This window comes from Flexivirga aerilata, from assembly GCF_013002715.1.
GTDB classification, from domain to species: Bacteria; Actinomycetota; Actinomycetes; order Actinomycetales; family Dermatophilaceae; genus Flexivirga; species Flexivirga aerilata.
This window is the reverse complement of sequence record NZ_JABENB010000001.1, coordinates 1,987,946-2,005,469: the sequence shown is the minus strand read 5'-3', so window position 1 is coordinate 2,005,469 and position 17,524 is coordinate 1,987,946. Positions and strand designations below refer to the sequence as shown.

Here is a 17,524-nt window from a genome sequence, read left to right as displayed (position 1 = left end):
GGCCAAGGCTATCGGCGGGGTGTTTCGCCGGGGCCGGGGGCAGACGCTGCGAACAGTTGCGCCGCGTTGGCCGCGCAGACCCGCGCGAGTTCGACGGCGTCGACCGGGAAGAGCGGGACCTCGCCGGTGTCGGACAGCTGCCGCCATACGACCTGCAGCGGGGCGTCGCCGTCGGTGAACGTCCCACCGTCCTGCGGTATGACGCCGGCGTCGGCCAGCCGGGTCGCGTAGACGAAGACGACCTCGTGCCCGGGCTCGCCGTCCATCGTGAAGATGTTCTCGACCACCTCGACCAGGTGGGCCTCGACGACATCCGCGCCGAGCTCCTTGCGCAGCTCGCGGGCGAGCGCGTCCGCGGCCCGCTCGCCGTGCTCGACCGAGCCGCCGAGCAGGCGGTGGAAGCCGCGCGGGTGCTCGGCCGTCGGGCCGAGCCGGGAGACCGCCTGCCGGCCGCCGTCCAGGCTCAGCAGGATCGCCATCGACTTGACCCGGATCCCGGTGTGCTGCGCCATACCTGCAGCCTGCCACCACCGCGGCGCCGCGTCAGCCGATCGTGCGACCGGGATGTGGGTACGCGGGTATGCGCGCGTGTGCGGGTTACGCACGTGCGGGTGATGCGCGCATGCGGGTTCTGCGAAGGGATGCGCGGGGCGGCGCGGACTGCGGCTCAGCGGTGCGGCTTGCCCGCGGACGCCCGCAGCGAAGTCGCCACCTGCGAGTCGTCACCCATCGTCTGACCGAGTTCGTGCGCGAGCGACTCGAGCTCCGCGCCGCCCGCCATCATGTCGGTGAGCTCGGCGAGACTGACCTCGTCCTTGGTGAAGTCGCCCATGCTGCGGCCCCGCCGCAGCAACACGAACCGGTCGCCGACCGGGTGCGCGTGGTGCGGGTTGTGGGTGATGAAGACGACGCCGAGGCCCCGCTCGCGCGCCTTGGCGATGTAACGGAGCACCACGCCCGACTGCTTCACCCCGAGCGCCGCGGTCGGCTCGTCCAGGATCAGCACCCTGGCCCCGAAGTAGACCGCCCGCGCGATCGCGACGCACTGCCGCTCACCGCCGGACAGCGTGCCGATCGCCTGGTCGACGTCACGCAGGTCGATGCCCATCGCGGCCAGCTCGGCCTTGGTGGTCTCCTTCATGAACTTCACGTCCAGCCGCTTGACCGGGCCGACGTCCTTGGTCGCCTCGCTGCCGAGGAAGAAGTTGCGCCATACCGGCATGAGCGGCACCACCGCGAGGTCCTGGTAGACGGTCGCGATGCCGGCGTCCAGCGCCTGCCGAGGGCTGGCGAAGTGGGTCGGCTTGCCGTCGACGAGGAGTTCGCCCTCGGTGTAGTCATGCGCACCGGCGAGGATCTTGATGAAGGTCGACTTGCCGGCGCCGTTGTCGCCGAGCACGCAGGTGACCTCACCGGCCCCCACCGTGGTCGACACGTCGTGCAGCGCGATGATGTTGCCGTAGCGCTTGCCGATGCCCCGCACCTCGACCAGCGGCTCTCCGGCCACGTCTTTAAAAGCACCGCTCATGTTTTCTGTCGCGCCTCTGCCCTCGCCTGCGGGCCTCGCTCGTCCCTCGCTCGTGTCCTCGGCTCGGTCGGCGCTCATGTCGCATTCTCCGCTCGCGTCTTCACCCAGTTGTTCAGCAGCACCGCCGCGAGCAGCATCACCCCGAGGAACGCGTAGAGCCAGTTGCTGTCCCAGCCCTCGTAGGGGATGCCCTGGTTGACCATGCCGTAGATCAGCGCACCGAATGCCGCGCCGACCGCAGACCCGTAACCGCCGGTCATCACGCACCCGCCGACGACCGCGCAAATGATGAAGATGAACTCCAGGCCCACGCCGTCCGAGCTCTGCGCGGTGTTGTAGCGGAACAGATTGAGCATGCCGACCAGCCAGCCGCAGATCGCGGTGCCCATGAAGAGCGCGATCTTGGTGCGGAAGACCGGCACCCCGACCTGCCGCGCGGAGGTGACCGCGCCCCCGACCGCGAAGATCCAGTTGCCGACCGAGGTGCGCAGCAGCACGAACGTCGCGGCCGCCGTCACCGCCAGCCACCACCAGAAGCTCGACCAGAGGGTGAGGTTGCCGATCGACACGTAGGACGTGAACAACCAGCTCGCGCTGCGCTGCCCGGGCAGACCGTTGAAGCCCTGGATCGAGACCTGCCCGATCACCAGCTTCACCAACGCCAGGTCGATGCCCTGCAGCACGAAGAAGGTGGCGAGGGTGACGATGAAGCTCGGCAGGCCGGTCTTCAGCACCAGGAATCCGTTGAGCGCGCCGATCCCCGCGCACAGCAGCAGCGACACGACGATCGCCGGCCACGCGTTCCAGCCCCAGTGGGTGGTGAGCACGCCGACGGTGAGCGCGGAGAAGCCGGTCATGACACCGGCGGACAGGTCGAACTCGCCGCCGATCATCAGCAGCGCGACCGCGACCGCCATGATGCCGATCGTCGAGGACTGCTCGATCCAGGTGCTCGCACCGCTGGCGGTGAAGAACGCGTCGGTGGTGACGGAGAAGAAGACGAGTACGACGACCGCCGCGAGCACGGCGCCCATCTCGGGGCGCTTGAGCAGGCGGGCCAGCGTGCCGGTGCTGCTCACGCGTTCGTCGGCCTGGGGCGGGTGCTCCGGCATACGGTCTGGGGCCTGGCCCGGGGTGGCGGGCACCTGGGTCATCCCACTTCTCCCTTCAGCGCGTCCAGGGTCACCTGGGCGTTGGACTTGTCCACGATCGTCGGGCCGGTGTAGATCGGCTGACCGCCGCCGAGCGTGATGCCGCGGGTCAGCTTGAGCACCATCGCGGCGACGCCTTCGTAACCCTGGGCGTAGGGCTGCTGGTCGATCGCGAAGGCGAGCCGGCCGCCGAGGATCGCCGACAGGACGTTCTGGTCGACGTCGAACGTCGCGATCTGCGCCTTGCTGCCGGCCGAACCCTTCGCGCCCACGGCCAGGGTCGCGACCTGGCCCTGCAGCGCGAGCACCGCGTCGATGCTCTTGTCGGCGCGCAGCTTGGAGGTGATCGATGCCGCGGTGCCGTTGGTGTCGGTGCCGTTGACCTGCAGGTTGGTCATCGTCCCCTTGAAGGCCTTCTTCGCAGCGGCGCACCGCTGCTCCAGGCCGATGTTGCCGGCCTCGTGGATGACGCAGATCGCCTTCTTCGCGCCGTTCTTGGACAGCTGCTCCCCCGCGGCCGTGCCGGCGATCGACTCCGACTGCCCGATGTGGGTGAACGCGCCGAACGCCTTCCAGTCGTCGATGCCGGAGTTGATCGTGACGACCGGGATGCCCTTGGAGACGGCCCGGCGGATCGCGGCCCGCAGTGCATCCGGGTTGGCCATCGAGACGATGATGCCGTTGGCGCCGGAGGCGACCGCGTTGTCGATCAGCGTCGACTGCTGCGCCGGCTCGGGGCTGGAGTTGTAGTCGACCTGGACGCCGTCGTCCTTGGCGGCCTGGTCGACGCCGGACCGCACGAAGTCCCAGAACTGGTCGCCCGGTGCCGCGTGCGTCACCACGGCGATCTTCACCTGATCGGGCGTGAGCAACTTCGAACTGGCCTTGACGTTCTCCTGGCTCTGCGGCAACGAGCAGCCGGCAACAACGACGAGCGCGGCCGCGAAGGCGAGAAGGGCGAGGATGCAGCGCTTCATCGGGCGGTCCTCGGTGGGAGGCCGCCGCGTCGCGCAATGATCGGAACGATCGGCAGGTCGGTGGTCATCGCGACGAGTATGCCGCCCGGCGGCCGCCGATCGGGGTCGGCCCGGCCGAGGGGCGGGCAGAAAGCCGTCGATCCGCCGCGGCCGCGGGGCGTGAGGAGTGACCGGAAGATGTGGCCCGCAGACCGGAGGAAGCCGAAACATGAAGATCGCGTCGCCACCCGCTCGGGGGTCCGGGTGGCGACGCGATCACCGGGTACATCGCTCCGCACATCGTGGACGTTACAACTAGTTTGTGTGATATAGGTCACATGGCAAGCTTTTCGTGACGCGCCTGTTGAGCGCGCCCGCCGAGCCGTACGGGGGGCGAGCCGGGCGACCAGCGCGAGCGGACGAGCCCGACGAGCCGGACGAGCCGGACAACGGCGAGGGGCTGTCGGGGTCCGCTGCTAGCGTCATACCTCGTGAAGCAGTATCTCGACCTGCTCGACCGGGTCATCACCGACGGCACCCGCAAGGACGACCGCACCGGCACCGGCACGCTGTCGGTCTTCGGGCATCAGATGCGGTTCGACCTGACCGCCGGTTTCCCGGTGCTGACCACCAAGAAGCTGCACCTGAAGTCGATCTTCGGCGAGCTGCTGTGGTTCCTGCGTGGCGACACCAACGTCGCCTGGCTGCACGAGCGCGGCATCACGATCTGGGACGAGTGGGCCGACGAGCACGGTGACCTCGGCCCGGTCTACGGACACCAGTGGCGTTCCTGGCCGGCTCCGGACGGCGGCACGATCGACCAGATCGCCCGCCTCATCGACGGTCTGCGCACCAACCCCGACTCCCGCCGGCACATCGTCTCGGCCTGGAACGTCGCCGACGTCGACGACATGGCGCTGCCGCCCTGCCACACGATGTTCCAGTTCTATGTCGGCGCACCCGGCCCCGACGGACGCCGCAGCCTGTCCTGCCAGCTCTACCAGCGGTCGGCCGACGTCTTCCTGGGGGTGCCGTTCAACATTGCGTCATACGCCCTGCTCACCGCGATGGTCGCGCAGGTGACCGACCTGGTGCCCGGCGAGTTCGTGCACACCCTCGGCGACGCACACCTCTACACCAACCATCTCGACCAGGCGCGGCTGCAGCTGACCCGCGAGCCCGGCCCGCTGCCGACCCTGCGCCTCAACCCGCAGATCCGCGAGATCGACGCCTTCGACCTGCCCGACATCACCCTCGACGGCTATGTCGCGGCGCCCTCGATCAAGGCCCCGATCGCGGTATGACGGACGCCCACCACTTTCGCATGAGCACCCCACGAAGTTCCTCCCCCGCTCCGCTCCTCCGGATACTTCGCGAGGACCCCGCATGACGATCAGCTTCATCGCGGCGGTGGCCCGCAACGGCGTGGTCGGCCGCGACGGTGCGATGCCGTGGCGGGTGCCCGGCGAACAGAAGGGCTTCAAGGCCGCCACCATGGGCCACCCGATGGTGATGGGACGGCGCACGTTCGAGTCGCACGGGCTGCTGCCCGGCCGCCGGCACATCGTGCTCACCCGCGACGAGTCGTTCGCGCCCGACGGGGTCGAGGTCGCCCACTCGGTGGACGAGGCCCTCTTCCTCGCCGGCGACGACGACTTCTTCGTGACCGGCGGAGCACAGGTGTGGGCCGAGTTCGCGCAGCTCGCCGACCGGATGATCCTGTCGGAGATCCCGCTCGAACCCGAGGGCGACACCTACTTCCCCGGTTGGCCGTTCACCGACTCCCCCACCTGGCGTGAGGTCTCCCGTGAGCCGCACGACGGCTGGACGGTGGTCACCTACGAACGCCGCACACCACGCACCCAGGTCGAGGTGGGCCGACGTATCGCAGCCGGCCCTGCGGGCGGTGCCGGCACTGCGGGCGCTTCGGGCGCTGCCGGCGGGTCCGACACTGTCAGCACGCCCAACCCTGCCAGCGGGTCCAACGCTGCCGGCGCGTCCGACGCTGCGAGCGCTGCCGGCACCGGAGAGCCGACGACCCGCGTCAAGGTCGGCGCGAGCTGCGCGGTGCGCGACGGCGACCGGCTGCTGCTGACCCGCCGCGAGGACAACGGCCTGTGGTGCCTGCCCGGCGGCGGTGTCGAGCCCGGCGAGACGTGGTCGGAGGCCGCGGTCCGGGAGGTCCGCGAGGAAACCGGGCTGGTCGTGTCCGCGGACGACGTCCTTGCGGCATACAGCAATCCGGATGTCGTGGTGGTCTATGCCGACGGGCGCCGCAACGCGATCTTCGGCGTCTGCTTCCGCGCCCACGTCGTCCAGGGCAGCGCCGGCCTGTCCGACGAAGTGACACAGGTCGCCTGGCTCACCAAGGCGGAGACCGAGCGCCTGCCGATCGTCCCCGCCCACCGGCCGCTCGTGCGCGCAGCCTTCGAACTGCCCGCCGGCACCGCCTACTTCGACTGACCCACCGCCTCTCGCCCCGGGGTTGTCGGTGGTCGGTGTTTGACTGCCTGCATGACGCGACGAGGAGCCGCCGGCCAGCCGGCACGGCAGCCGGAGAGTAACGCGAAAAGCGTTGCTGTCGCTGCCGATTCGTCGTACGACGCGAGTCCCGGCACCGCAGTCTTCGGCGCAGGAGACGACACGGCCGCCGATCTGTTGGCCCCGGGTGACGACACGGCCACGCACTCCGACCCGTTGCAGGCCGCGCGCGACGAGCTGTCGACCATCTGCGGCCAGATCAACGACGGCCACCGACGGCTGATCGGCCTGATGCGCCACGTCCTCGCCGACGACCTGTGGGCCGGCGCCGGCATCAAGTCCCCGGAGCACTGGCTCACCGCGTTCGCGGGGCTCACCTGGTCCAGCGCCCACGACGTCGTCCGCATCGCCTCCCGCGCCGACGACCTGCCGGCGATGACCTCGCTGATCGATGACGGCAGGTTGACCCTCGGCCAGGCAGCCGTCGTCGCCAAATACACCCCGACCGGGCATGACGACGACGTTGCCGAGTTCGCGAGCTACGCCACGGTGACGCAGCTGCGCCGCACGCTGACCCGTTATGAGTTCAACGTCGAGAAGTCCGCAGCCGCCACCGAGTCGCCGGTCGCCGATGACCCGGCCCACGAGGCAGCAGGTCCCGCATCTCCGGCCGCCGAGACGTCCACCGCCGAGTCACCTGCCGCCGATGGCTGCCTCCACAACGGCGAGCCCGGCGAGGCTCACCGTCCCGATGACGCGACCGCCACCACGTCTGCCCATCTGCCGTCCGACACGATCGACGACCCGGCCGCCGCCGACCTCGTCGACTCGGTCGTCAACGCGGCGCTCGCCCGGGCACCCGGCCTCTTCGACCCGGCCACCGCGCCTCCCCAGCTCGAAATGCGTTACGCCGCAGGCCGTTTCCACCTCACCTACCACGCTCCCGCCGACATCGGTGCCCTCGTCGAGCAGGCCGTCCTCGAGGCCAAGGACGCACTTTTCCGGGTACGCGACCCGCGGCCGGAGGCGGCGTCCGAGACTGCCGGCCGCGGCGACCAGATCGCTGCCGAGCCTGCCGACGCTGGCATCCCTACCGCCCCTGGCACCGCCGGCACCGGCGGCCCAGCCACGCCCGACTCAGCCCGGGTCAACCACCGATCGGGCCGGCCGCGCGGGCAGAGGGCGAGTCTCGGCGAGGCGATGACGTTGCTCGCCCAGCGATCGCTCGACAGCGGCGCGCCACCCGGCAGCTCCCGCTCTCGCCGCTATCGCGTCTACCTGCATCTCGACATCGACGGCAACGCGTGGCTCAACAAGGGCGCAGCGATCCCGCCCGCCCTGCGCAACCGGATGACCTGCGACGGTGTCGTGCAGCCCATCTGGGAGAGCGACGGTCGCCCCGTGAGCGTCGGCCGCGCCCAGCGCATCGTTCCCGAGCGGACCCGGCGCATCATCGAGGACCGCGACCGCGGCTGCCGTTTTCCCGGCTGCCTGACCCTGCACCATCTCGAGTGTCACCATCTCGACCACTGGATCGACGGCGGCCCGACCGACGACGACCGGCTGCTGATGCTCTGCCAGTTCCACCATCACGAACATCACTGCGGCACGTTCACGATGGTCGGCGATCCCAGCAGACCCAACGGCGTCATCTTCACCGCACGTGACGGCGCCACGATCGGCCCGATGCGTCCTGCGTATGGCGAAACTCCCTTCCGTGCAAAGGAATTCGTCAGCTACGCCGGGCCGACCAACGACACTCTGCACCTGGCGATGGTGCGCTTCGACCCCAATCGCCGCGCGCACCCCAGCTCGACCGAGCGGCCACCCGGCGATGACGACGCCGACCCGCCCGCAGCGTCTTGAGGTGACGCGTAGGTCGATCATCCTGATCTCCGGCGAGCGGCGTCCGGCCGGCGTTGAGCTGGTGCCGGCCGATGGGACGTCGAGGTGACGTCGGCCCGGCAGGGGGCGAGCTGGCCCCGGCCCGACAGCGTCGAAGTGGCGTGAACGGCCCGACGGGGGGGGCGAGGTCGCCCGGCCCGATGAGGGTCGAGGTGGCGAGGGCGGCCCGACAGGGGTCGAGGTGGCCCCGGCCCGACAGCGTCGAAGTGGCGCCGGCGCGACGGGGGCCGCGGTGACATCGGCGGCCCGGCAGGGGGCGAGCTGGCCCCGGCCCGACAGCGTCGAAGTGGCGCCGGCGGCCGCACGGCTCGGCCCGACTCGGCCCCACAACTGTCGTCCGTCGGGGAGCCACCAGATGTCTGGTGGGCGGCGACGGAAGCTCCCCCGCTCGCCCCGATGCGCTCGGCTGCCGCACTGGCCCGAATACCTAGCCGGCCTTGGCCGCGCCCAGCCACCCGAGTCGCCAGAGCTGCCAGGCGACCCGTAACACGGCCGCTCCGATCTGCCAGTGATCCCGACATGCGGCTGCCACGAATCATCATGCATCGCAGTGATTTCGGCGGCCAGAACGGCACCGTTCGGCAGGCTACCCGAGTTGGTTGACCGGCCCGGGTGCGCCGTCCTAGACCTCTCCATCGGTTGCGCGGTTCGCCGCGAGTCCCTCGTTATCCCAGCTGCCCGCTCATCGCGCGGAGCCCCGGAAAGCGCGCCAACCGTGCCTGGGCGCGCCCAAGCCCACCGCTGCCCGAGCGCCTGGATCCCGCAAATGCCGAGCCACCTCGTTCTCTCGGATCATCGCGCGATGATCTGGAAAACGCCCCAGCCGTGCCCGGGCACGCTCGCGTGGGGCACCTCGCCCGGCGCGTTTGTCGGGTCGAGCAGTTCCGCAGTTCCCGCGAGCCGCTGCCAACCACCTCGCCTGCTGCCCGCCACACCCTCCGGGCCACTGGCGATCCCCACACTGCCGGCACCCTCCGCATCACCGGCACCCTCCACACCACCGTCGACCTCGGCATCGCGGTCCCCGGGCAGCGCCAGCGGCACGGCCACCGGGTCGTCCGCGGCATTGAGCGCGACCACGAGACGGCTCTCGACGTTGCCCGAGCCAGAGCCCGAGCCTGAGCCTGGATCAGCGCCGGAGCCAGCGCCCGAATCAGCGCCGGACTTATCGCCCGAATCAGCCTGTGCGGCAAGGACATACACGAACTGCTCGTTCGTCAGATGCACCTTCTCGACCCGTGCGCGATGCAGCCACGGGTGTCGACGCCGCAGCGCGATCAGCTCCTGGATCAGCCGGTAGGTCGGCCACCCGAGCGGCGACAGTTGCGCGGGCGACGCCGGGAACGCCGGGCGGATCTCGTCGTCCCCGCCCACGCGTTCTTCCTTGATCCCCCGGAACGCCTGTTCGTCGCCGTAGTAGATCGCGGGCGTGCCCGGCAGGGTCAGCAGCAACACGAGCGCGAGCGGGAGCAGCCGTTCGTCGGTCAGCTGGGAGGCGATCCGGGTGACGTCGTGGTTGCCGAGAAACGTCCACGGCACCATCACCGACAACATCTCGTCGTCGCGACGAAGCGCCCACTCCAGCTCGAAGAAGTTGCGGTCGTTGAGCGCGCTCCAGGTCGCCTTCCACAGCTCATACTGGGTGCACGCGTCCATCCCGCTCGCGCGCACGAGCTCCGCATAATCGCCGTGCAGGATCTCGCCGACGACATACGCCTCGGGATGCCGGTCGCGCACGGCGGGCAGCACCTGCTGCCAGAACTCGGGCGGTACGGCGTATGCCGCGTCGAGCCGCCACGCGTCGGCCCCGCGCGCCAACCAGTGGTCCATCACGCTCGTGACAAGCCGAGCGACCTCCGGTCGACCGTGGTCGAGCTCGACGAGCGCGTCGTGACCTTCGAACACCGAATCCGCCTGCAAATGCTCGCGATCCGGGTACGAACGGCCGACGTGGTTGAAGACGCCGTCCAGCATCAGGCGCACCCCACGCTCACGGCAGGCGGCGACCAACGCGTCGAAGTCGGAGTCATCGCCGAGGCGTTCGTCGATGCGGAAGTAGGCGACGGTGTCGTATCCGTGAGTCTCGCTGGCGAAGATCGGCCCGAGCACGAGACCGTTGAGACCGAGGTCGGTCAGGTAGTCCAGCCACGGGATGAGATCGCGCAGGGTACGGCGGTGCCCGCCGTCGGTTGCGTCGCCGGCGCCGGAATCCTCCACCCCCGAGCCACCCATAGAGGCGACCTCGGGACCGGGCCTGCGGTCGGCCCCGGTGGTATCCGCACCGAGGAAGCCCAGCGGATAGACGTGCCACCAGAGGCTGTGCTGCACCCAGCTCGGTTCGCTCATGGCGCCCCACGGTAAGGGCTGCGTCGGTTCCGCGCGGCTTCGACGCGGCACGGGCGGGCGAACGGGAACGGCCGCCCCGGCCGCGTGCCTCACCCGGCTGTCATGCCGGGCCGGTCGACGTGGAACACCTCGTGGTGCACGTGATGCTGCTCGACCCCCTTGTGTTCCAACAGTTTTCGAGCGGTCTCTACCAACTCGAACGGGCCGCAGAGGTACCACTCGTCGACCTCGGCCGGCGGGGTGGTCGAGCCGAGAAGTGCCTCGAGCCGCGCGGCGTCGATGCGTCCGGCCGGTGAGCCGTCCGCCTGGGGCACCCGAGAGAAGACGTTGCGCAGGGTGAACCGCTCCGGGTAGCGCTCGGCCAACTGCTCCAGCTCGGGCAGGAACATCGCGCTCGCCGGTTCGCGGTTGCCGAAGATCAACGTCGCGCGCGACGTCGGCTCGTCCTCGAGCACCGTGGTGAGCAACGACAGCACCGGGGTGATGCCCGAACCGGCGGCGATCGCGACGTGATGCCGCGCGCGGGCGGCGTCGGTCGGCACGGTGAAATCGCCGAGGGCGGGCAGCACGTCGATGACGTCGCCGGCGCGCACGTCCTCGTTGAGCCAGGTCGACATGAGCCCTCCGTCGACGACGGCCGAACCGATCCGCAGCTCGCGCCGCCGCTCAGCTTCGGCCCGCGACAGGCAGATCGAGTAGGACCGGCGTACCTCGTCGCCGCCGATCTCGGTGCGAAGCGTGAGGTGCTGACCGGGCCGGAAGGCGAAGGTCTCCCGCAGTTCGTCGGGTATGGCGAAGCTCACCGCCACCGCGCGGTCGGTCAGCCGTTCCACTCGCGAAACCGTCAGCGGGTGGAAGCGCGGGCGGGCGCGCCGCGGCCTGGTCTGCAACATGCTCACGCCGTCAAAACTCTCACGCCGCCCCACGGCATTCCCGGCCACTCTGGGCTGGAACACTGGCCAAATGAGTGATGCCAGCGTGCGCACGGCCCGCCCGGATGACCTGCGGGACGTCGGCCAGGTCCAGGCGGCGGTATGGCGGCAGGCCTACGCGCCGTTGCTGGACGCCGAGGTGCTGGAGACGTTCCGGCCGGAGGCGTTCGAGGAGGGGTGGCGGAGTTCGCTGCAGCAGGCGCCGACGCCGCAACATCGGCTGTTGGTCGCAACCGAGGGTGGCGACCTCGACGGCAAGGGCGAGGCGATCGTGGGGTTCGTCGCGATCGGACCGAACTCCGACCCCGACAGTGCGGGACCGACCTCGGGCACTGTCGACGGGACGACGCGCGGGCAGGGGACGACCGATGGCGAAATTTTTGCGCTGGCCGTCGACCCGGCGCACCGCGGCAGCGGGCACGGGTCGCGCTTGCTCAATGCGGCTGTCGACACCCTGCGGGCGGGTGACTTCACCAGCGTAACCGCGTGGCTGCTCGCCGATGACGAGGCGACGCGCGCGTTCGCCGAGGCGGCCGGGCTGCGACCCGACGGTGCCTACCGCGACCGGGTGGTCTCGGCGGACGGGCGCACCGCGCGTGAGGTCCGGCTCGTCGCAGGCATCGAGGGCCCGCCGGCAGCCGGAAACACGTCGTCGCACGAGCACGACAACTCGTCGGAGCACGCGGCCGCGGTGGCGCCCGATCGCCCACAGCCCTCGGACCGGCACGCGCCCGCCGGCGAAGGCGCCGGCGATAACCCGCACGCGCCCGCCCACGACGACACACCCGCAGACCCGCACGCGCCCGCCCACGACGACGCACCCGCAGACCCGCACACCCCCACCCACGACGACGCACCCGCAGACCCGCACGCGCGCGCCCACGACGACGCGCCCGCAGACCCGCACGCGCCCCCCACGAACGACACCGCCGGACACGACACGTGAGCACTCGCGCGTGAGTGACGCCGCGACCACCCCGGACGCTCCGACAGCGAAAAGCGTTGCCCGCAAAGGGTTCTGGGTCGGGGTCGCGACCGGTGCCTACGGCATCAGCTACGGCGCGCTGGCCGTCACCGCCGGGCTGAACGTCTGGCAGGCGGTCGCGCTGTCGCTGCTGCTCTTCAGCGGCGGGTCGCAGTTTGCGCTGATCGGGGTGATCGGCGCGGGCGGTTCCGGCGCGAGCGCGATCGGCACCTCGGCGCTGCTCGGGCTGCGCAACGGCTTCTACGGGTTGCAGGTGAGCCGCCTGCTGCAGGAGACCGGCTGGCGCAAGGTGGTGGCCGCGCAGTTGACCATCGATGAGTCGACTGCGGTGTCGGTCACCCAGCCCGACCGTGCACTCGCCCGCACCGGGTTCTGGTGGACCGGACTGTCGGTCTACGTGCTGTGGGGCGCGATGTCGGCGGTCGGTGCCATCCTCGGCAACGCGATCGGCGACCCGAAGACGTTCGGCCTGGACGCCGCCGCCCCGGCAGCGTTCTGCGCGCTCGTCTGGCCGCGGCTGACCACGACGCGCGCCCGCGTCGTCGCGATCGCGGCCGGCGTCATCGCGCTGCTCGTGGCGCCGCACGCGGCCTCCGGCATACCGGTGCTCGTCGCGGCACTCGCCGCGGTCGTCGCCGGCCTGCTGCCGGACCGCACGATCGCGAGCGCGGAGGACATCTGATGGACCTCTGGCTCACCGTGCTGATCGCGAGCGCGATCAGCTTCGCCACCAAGTTCCTCGGGTATGTCGTGCCGCAGTCCGCGCTCGACCACCCGCTCACCGACCGGGTGATGCGCTATCTGCCGGTCGCGCTGCTCTCGGCCCTGATCGCGGTGCAGGCACTCACGACCGGCTCGGGCGACGTCACCATCGACGCACGTGCCGCGGGCCTGGGCGTGGCGATCTGCTGCCTGTTCGCGCGGGCGCCGTTCCTGGTCGTGGTGATCGCGGCGGCGGCCACCGCCGCGGTGCTGCGCGCCTTCGGAGTCGGCTGACCGGCCGACGCCGTGGGGGCCGGCTGATCGCCCGACGCCGAGCAGCCACGCCAGCCCGGGCATCGGCGATCACCCGGCCGACGCCCGCGCGCCGGATCGGCCGTCTAGCCTTGAGGATTGTGACGACGACACCCTCCTGGATCGATCTCGACGGCGTCGCGAACATGCGCGACCTCGGTGGCCTGCCGACCGGTGACGGTGGCGCGGTGCGCCCGTCGCGGCTGTTGCGCTCGGACAACCTGCAGGACCTCACCGACGAGGACATCCGCCTGCTCGTCGAGGACCACGGCGTGACCGACATCGTCGACCTGCGCACCGACATGGAGTTGCACATCACCGGCCCGGGCCCGTTGCAGCAGGTCAGCACGATCACCCACCACCATCATTCGCTCTTCCCCGCGGAGCAGCCGATCAGCACCAAGGACGCGCTGGTGCTGCCGTGGCACGGGCGCAAGGACGAGCCGCGCGACGACAACCCGACCGCGAGCCACTACCTGAGTTATCTCGCCGAACGCCCCGACTCGGTGAGCGCCGCACTCGACGTGATCGCCACCAGCGACGGCGCGACCCTGGTGCATTGCGCCGCCGGCAAGGACCGCACCGGCACGGTCGTGGCGATGGCGTTGTCCGTCGCCGGCGTGCCGCGCGAGGAGATCGTCGCCGACTACGTGGCGAGCACCGAGCGTTCCGAGCGCATCGTGCAGCGACTCAGCGCGGTGCCCGGGTATGCCGAGAACCTCGAGGGCGTCCCGCTGGAGGCGCACCACTCCCGCGCCGAGACGATCACCCGGGTGCTCGACGCGATCGACACCGACTACGGCTCGGTCGCCGGCTGGCTGGAGGCGAACGGCTGGAGTGCGGACCAGGTGGCCGCCCTCCGTGCCAAACTCATCGGATGAATAACCCGGCGCCGACCAGCCCCGGGCGGGTCGCGCTCTTCGCGACCTGCTTCAACGACACGATGTGGCCGGAGACTCCGAAGGCCACCGTGCGCCTCCTCGAACGCCTCGGCGTCGCGCTCGACTTCCCGGCGCAGCAGACCTGCTGCGGGCAGATGCTCACCAACACCGGGTATGCCGACGAGGCCGTCCCGCTCGTGCGCCGCTTCGTCGAGGTGTTCGGCGGGTATGACGCCGTCGTCGCACCGTCCGGCTCCTGCGTCGGTTCGGTGCGCGAGCAATATGCGGCTCTCGCACGTCGCGCCGGCGACCCCGGTCTGGCGCGAGCGGTCGCCGAGGTCGGCCCGCGCGTCCACGAACTCAGCGAGTTCCTCGTCGACGTGCTCGGGGTGACCGACGTCGGCGCGTGGTTCCCGCACCGGGTGACCTACCACCCCACGTGCCACTCGCTGCGCATGCTGCGGGTCGGCGACCGGCCGACGCGGCTGCTGGCGGCAGTGGAGGGCCTGGAGCTGGTGCCGCTGCCCGGCGCGGACGAGTGTTGTGGTTTCGGTGGGACGTTCGCAGTCAAGAACCCGGACGTGTCTGTCGCAATGGGTGAGGAGAAGGTCCGCAACATCACCGACACGGGCGCCGAATACGTTGTGTCCGGGGACAATTCGTGCCTCGCCCAGATCGGCGGCCTGCTCGGTCACCAGGGTCGCACCGTCCGGCCGATCCACCTCGCCGAGGTGCTGGCCAGCACCCGGGAGGAGCAGGAGGCGCGGCAGGAGGAGGCCCGATGAGCACCAACCCGGTGGGTACGACGACCGAGTTCTTCCTCGGGATGCCGGCGTTCCCGCAGGCGGCACGGCACGAGCTCGGCCTCGATCGGCAGCGGCGCAACCTGCGGCACGCCACCCGCACGATCCGCGCGAAGCGGGCGGCCGCGGTCGCCGAGGTGCCCGAGTGGGAGGAGCTGCGGCGGCGCGCTGCGGACATCAAGGACTCCACACTGGCCCGGCTCGACGACCACCTGCTGCGCCTGGAGGAGCGGCTGACCGCGGCCGGCGCGACCGTGCACTGGGCCCGGGACGCCGACGAGGCCAACGCGATCGTCACCCGCCTGGTGCAGGCGACCGGCTCGGACGAGGTCGTGAAGGTCAAGTCGATGGCCACCCAGGAGATCGGTCTCAACGAGGCGCTCGAGGCGGCCGGCATACACGCTTGGGAGACCGACCTCGCCGAGCTGATCGTGCAGCTCGGTGACGACTGGCCGTCGCACATCCTGGTGCCGGCAATTCACAAGGGCCGCAGCGAGATTCGCGACATCTTCACTGCCCGTATGGCGCAGACCGGCCGCCCCGCGCCCGCCGAGCTGACCGACGACCCCGCCGCGCTCGCCGAGGCCGCGCGGCTGCACCTGCGGGAGAAGTTCCTGCGGGCGCGGGTGGCCGTGTCGGGCGCCAACTTCGCGGTCGCGGACACCGGCACCCTGGTGGTGCTCGAGTCGGAGGGCAACGGCCGGATGTGCCTGACCCTGCCGGAGACGCTGATCTCGGTGGTCGGCATCGAGAAGGTGCTGCCGTCCTGGGACGACCTCGACGTCTTCCTGCAACTGCTCCCCCGGTCGAGCACCGCCGAGCGGATGAACCCCTACACCTCGATGTGGACCGGGGTGAGCGAGGGCGACGGGCCGCAGGACGTGCACGTCGTGCTGGTCGACAACGGCCGCACCCATGTGCTGGAGGACGCGGTCGGCCGCGAGGCGCTGCGGTGCATCCGCTGCTCGGCCTGCCTCAACGTCTGTCCGGTCTACGAACGCACCGGCGGCCACGCCTACGGGTCGGTCTACCCCGGGCCGATCGGTGCGGTGCTGACGCCTCAACTGCGAGGAACCGCAAGCAAACTCGACCAGTCGCTCCCCTACGCCTCCAGCCTGTGCGGCGCGTGTTTCGACGCCTGCCCGGTGCGCATCGACATCCCGAGACTGCTGGTGCGGCTGCGTGGCCAGGTGGTCGACGAACACCGCGGCGGGCTGCCGGACGCTCAGGCGATCGCGATGCGGGGCACCCAGTGGCTGCTCGGCAGACCGGGCCGGCTCAAGGTCGCGCAGCAGGGTGTCACCGCGGCAGCGCGCGTGCTGCGGACCGGAAGCCGGGCGGCCGGTGACGGGGCGCCTGGTGACGACGCGACCGGTGACGGCGTGACTGATGACGGCAGGATCGGTGATGGCAGGATCGGTGACGGCACGATTGGTCAGGCGCGGGCGAGCTACCGGCTGCCCGGCTGGCTCCCCGGACCGGCCGGGGCGTGGACCGCGGCCCGCGACGTGCCCGCCCCGCCGCGGGAGTCGTTCCGTCAGTGGTGGGCCCGCACCCACCGAGGCCAGGCATGACCGGCGGTGCGGGCGGGGCGCGCGAGGAGATCCTGCGCCGCATCCGGAGCGCGAACGCGGCGGCTGCTGCCACTGCCCCTGAGTCCCCTGTCTCCCCTGGGTCCGCAGCATCCCCTGAGTCCCCTGTATCTCCTGGGTCCGCAGCGTCCCCTGAGTCTCCTGAATCCGCTGAGTTCTCTGGACTCTCTGGGTTCGCCGAATCCGCCGAATCCGCAGATGTGCCAACCGAATCCGCGGACGCTCGACGTGCCGACACGGACGCGACCGACCCGGCCGGGCGGCGGCCCAAGAGCGCCGACGCGGCCGGCCTGGTCGGCCTGTTCGCCGAACGCATGGCCGACTACCGGGCCGAAGTGACGGTCGTCAGCGCCGACACCGGCATCAACCCCGACACCGGCACCGGCACCGGCACCGGCACCGACGCTCCCAACGACCCGGATCTGGTGACCGACCCGGCTCCCGGCGCGATTGCCGACGCGATCGCTGCCGCCCTCGGCGACGCGGCCACCGTGGTGGTGCCGGATGGCGTGCCGGCACAGTGGCTTTCGCGGGTCACGGCCCGGCAGGTGACCGACGCCGCGCTGTCACCCGACGACCTCGACGGGATCGACGCGGTCGTCACCGGCGCCGCGCTGGGCGTCGCCGTGACCGGCACGATCGTGCTGGACCACGGCGCGGCGCAAGGCCGCCGGGCGCTGTCCCTCGTGCCGGATCTGCACGTCTGCGTGGTGCGCGAGGACCAAATCGTGCACGACGTGCCGGACGCGACGGCCGCGCTCGCGGCAGCCGTGTGCGCCGGGCGACCCCTCACCTGGATCAGCGGGCCGAGCGCGACCAGCGACATCGAGCTCGACCGGGTCGAAGGTGTACACGGGCCGCGCACGCTGCGGGTCATCGTCCTGCGCGGGTGACCCGGTATCCGCGTCCTCGTCCTGCGCCGCTGTTCCGCCCCCGGCGACCGTCCTGCG

Annotated in this window: 16 protein-coding genes; 10 read left to right on the top strand and 6 right to left on the bottom strand. The window is 70.9% G+C overall.

Going from position 1 to position 17,524, the window contains the following annotated elements; translation table 11 throughout:
• Positions 1-8: 8 nt before the first annotated feature.
• The 4 genes from HJ588_RS09515 to HJ588_RS09500 form a co-directional block, all read right to left on the bottom strand.
• Complete coding sequence (locus tag HJ588_RS09515) at positions 9-512, bottom strand: NUDIX hydrolase (RefSeq protein WP_171154324.1); 504 nt, start codon at positions 510-512, stop codon at positions 9-11.
• 155 nt (positions 513-667) lie between these two features.
• On the bottom strand, positions 668-1,606 hold the full coding sequence (locus HJ588_RS09510) for an ATP-binding cassette domain-containing protein (protein WP_171154322.1): 939 nt from the start codon (positions 1,604-1,606) through the stop codon (positions 668-670).
• On the bottom strand, positions 1,603-2,682 hold the full coding sequence (locus HJ588_RS09505; protein WP_246241790.1) for an ABC transporter permease: 1,080 nt from the start codon (positions 2,680-2,682) through the stop codon (positions 1,603-1,605). Before HJ588_RS09505 ends, HJ588_RS09510 begins: the two co-directional genes overlap by 4 nt.
• Positions 2,679-3,656, bottom strand: coding sequence for a substrate-binding domain-containing protein (locus HJ588_RS09500; protein WP_171154320.1), 978 nt, complete (start codon positions 3,654-3,656; stop codon positions 2,679-2,681). The genes HJ588_RS09505 and HJ588_RS09500 overlap by 4 nt, the downstream gene beginning before the upstream one ends.
• Positions 3,657-4,126: 470 nt before the next feature.
• Here HJ588_RS09500 and HJ588_RS09495 point away from each other — a divergent pair, with 470 nt between their 5' ends.
• The 3 genes from HJ588_RS09495 (at position 4,127) to HJ588_RS09480 (ending at position 7,982) form a co-directional block, all read left to right on the top strand.
• Complete coding sequence (locus HJ588_RS09495; RefSeq protein ID WP_171154318.1) at positions 4,127-4,939, top strand: thymidylate synthase; 813 nt, start codon at positions 4,127-4,129, stop codon at positions 4,937-4,939.
• Positions 4,940-5,021: 82 nt separating this feature from the next.
• Positions 5,022-6,098: a dihydrofolate reductase gene (locus HJ588_RS19765; protein ID WP_212755369.1), complete on the top strand. Its 1,077-nt coding sequence runs from the start codon at positions 5,022-5,024 to the stop codon at positions 6,096-6,098.
• 51 nt (positions 6,099-6,149) lie between these two features.
• The gene (locus HJ588_RS09480; RefSeq protein ID WP_171154316.1) at positions 6,150-7,982 is read left to right on the top strand and encodes a hypothetical protein; all 1,833 of its coding nucleotides are present in this window, start codon (positions 6,150-6,152) and stop codon (positions 7,980-7,982) included.
• Between the two features lie 831 nt (positions 7,983-8,813).
• Here the strand turns inward: HJ588_RS09480 and HJ588_RS09475 are convergent.
• A complete protein-coding gene (locus HJ588_RS09475) occupies positions 8,814-10,367 on the bottom strand; it encodes an alpha-amylase family glycosyl hydrolase (protein ID WP_212755367.1) in 1,554 nt (517 codons plus the stop codon).
• Between the two features lie 89 nt (positions 10,368-10,456).
• Complete coding sequence (locus HJ588_RS09470) at positions 10,457-11,260, bottom strand: FAD-binding oxidoreductase (protein WP_246242218.1); 804 nt, start codon at positions 11,258-11,260, stop codon at positions 10,457-10,459.
• 70 nt (positions 11,261-11,330) lie between these two features.
• Here HJ588_RS09470 and HJ588_RS18980 point away from each other — a divergent pair, with 70 nt between their 5' ends.
• The 7 genes from HJ588_RS18980 to HJ588_RS18975 all read left to right on the top strand — a co-directional run bounded on the left by HJ588_RS18980 (position 11,331) and on the right by HJ588_RS18975 (position 17,467).
• The gene (locus tag HJ588_RS18980; protein ID WP_212755365.1) at positions 11,331-12,245 is read left to right on the top strand and encodes a GNAT family N-acetyltransferase; all 915 of its coding nucleotides are present in this window, start codon (positions 11,331-11,333) and stop codon (positions 12,243-12,245) included.
• Positions 12,246-12,255: 10 nt separating this feature from the next.
• Positions 12,256-12,966, top strand: coding sequence for an AzlC family ABC transporter permease (locus HJ588_RS09460; RefSeq protein WP_171154312.1), 711 nt, complete (start codon positions 12,256-12,258; stop codon positions 12,964-12,966).
• Positions 12,966-13,280: an AzlD domain-containing protein gene (locus HJ588_RS09455; protein WP_171154310.1), complete on the top strand. Its 315-nt coding sequence runs from the start codon at positions 12,966-12,968 to the stop codon at positions 13,278-13,280. The genes HJ588_RS09460 and HJ588_RS09455 overlap by 1 nt, the downstream gene beginning before the upstream one ends.
• Before the next feature lie 119 nt (positions 13,281-13,399).
• On the top strand, positions 13,400-14,179 hold the full coding sequence (locus tag HJ588_RS09450; RefSeq protein WP_343036650.1) for a tyrosine-protein phosphatase: 780 nt from the start codon (positions 13,400-13,402) through the stop codon (positions 14,177-14,179).
• On the top strand, positions 14,176-14,964 hold the full coding sequence (locus tag HJ588_RS09445; protein ID WP_171154307.1) for a (Fe-S)-binding protein: 789 nt from the start codon (positions 14,176-14,178) through the stop codon (positions 14,962-14,964). The genes HJ588_RS09450 and HJ588_RS09445 overlap by 4 nt, the downstream gene beginning before the upstream one ends.
• The gene (locus HJ588_RS09440) at positions 14,961-16,556 is read left to right on the top strand and encodes a lactate utilization protein B (RefSeq protein ID WP_171154305.1); all 1,596 of its coding nucleotides are present in this window, start codon (positions 14,961-14,963) and stop codon (positions 16,554-16,556) included. Before HJ588_RS09445 ends, HJ588_RS09440 begins: the two co-directional genes overlap by 4 nt.
• Before the next feature lie 218 nt (positions 16,557-16,774).
• A complete protein-coding gene (locus tag HJ588_RS18975) occupies positions 16,775-17,467 on the top strand; it encodes a LutC/YkgG family protein (protein ID WP_343036649.1) in 693 nt (230 codons plus the stop codon).
• Positions 17,468-17,524: the final 57 nt, after the last annotated feature.

Excerpts from the sequence above, each read along its gene's own strand:
- HJ588_RS09480 (WP_171154316.1), top strand. The coding sequence starts at position 6,150 with ATGACGCGACGAGGAGCCGCCGGCCAGCCGGCACGGCAGCCGGAGAGT.
- HJ588_RS09475 (WP_212755367.1), bottom strand. The coding sequence starts at position 10,367 with ATGAGCGAACCGAGCTGGGTGCAGCACAGCCTCTGGTGGCACGTCTAT.
- HJ588_RS09440 (WP_171154305.1), top strand. The coding sequence starts at position 14,961 with ATGAGCACCAACCCGGTGGGTACGACGACCGAGTTCTTCCTCGGGATG.
- HJ588_RS09510 (WP_171154322.1), bottom strand. The coding sequence starts at position 1,606 with ATGAGCGCCGACCGAGCCGAGGACACGAGCGAGGGACGAGCGAGGCCC.
- HJ588_RS18980 (WP_212755365.1), top strand. The coding sequence starts at position 11,331 with ATGAGTGATGCCAGCGTGCGCACGGCCCGCCCGGATGACCTGCGGGAC.
- HJ588_RS09515 (WP_171154324.1), bottom strand. The coding sequence starts at position 512 with ATGGCGCAGCACACCGGGATCCGGGTCAAGTCGATGGCGATCCTGCTG.
- HJ588_RS09505 (WP_246241790.1), bottom strand. The coding sequence starts at position 2,682 with ATGACCCAGGTGCCCGCCACCCCGGGCCAGGCCCCAGACCGTATGCCG.
- HJ588_RS19765 (WP_212755369.1), top strand. The coding sequence starts at position 5,022 with ATGACGATCAGCTTCATCGCGGCGGTGGCCCGCAACGGCGTGGTCGGC.
- HJ588_RS09445 (WP_171154307.1), top strand. The coding sequence starts at position 14,176 with ATGAATAACCCGGCGCCGACCAGCCCCGGGCGGGTCGCGCTCTTCGCG.
- HJ588_RS09500 (WP_171154320.1), bottom strand. The coding sequence starts at position 3,656 with ATGAAGCGCTGCATCCTCGCCCTTCTCGCCTTCGCGGCCGCGCTCGTC.
- HJ588_RS09455 (WP_171154310.1), top strand. The coding sequence starts at position 12,966 with ATGGACCTCTGGCTCACCGTGCTGATCGCGAGCGCGATCAGCTTCGCC.
- HJ588_RS09470 (WP_246242218.1), bottom strand. The coding sequence starts at position 11,260 with ATGTTGCAGACCAGGCCGCGGCGCGCCCGCCCGCGCTTCCACCCGCTG.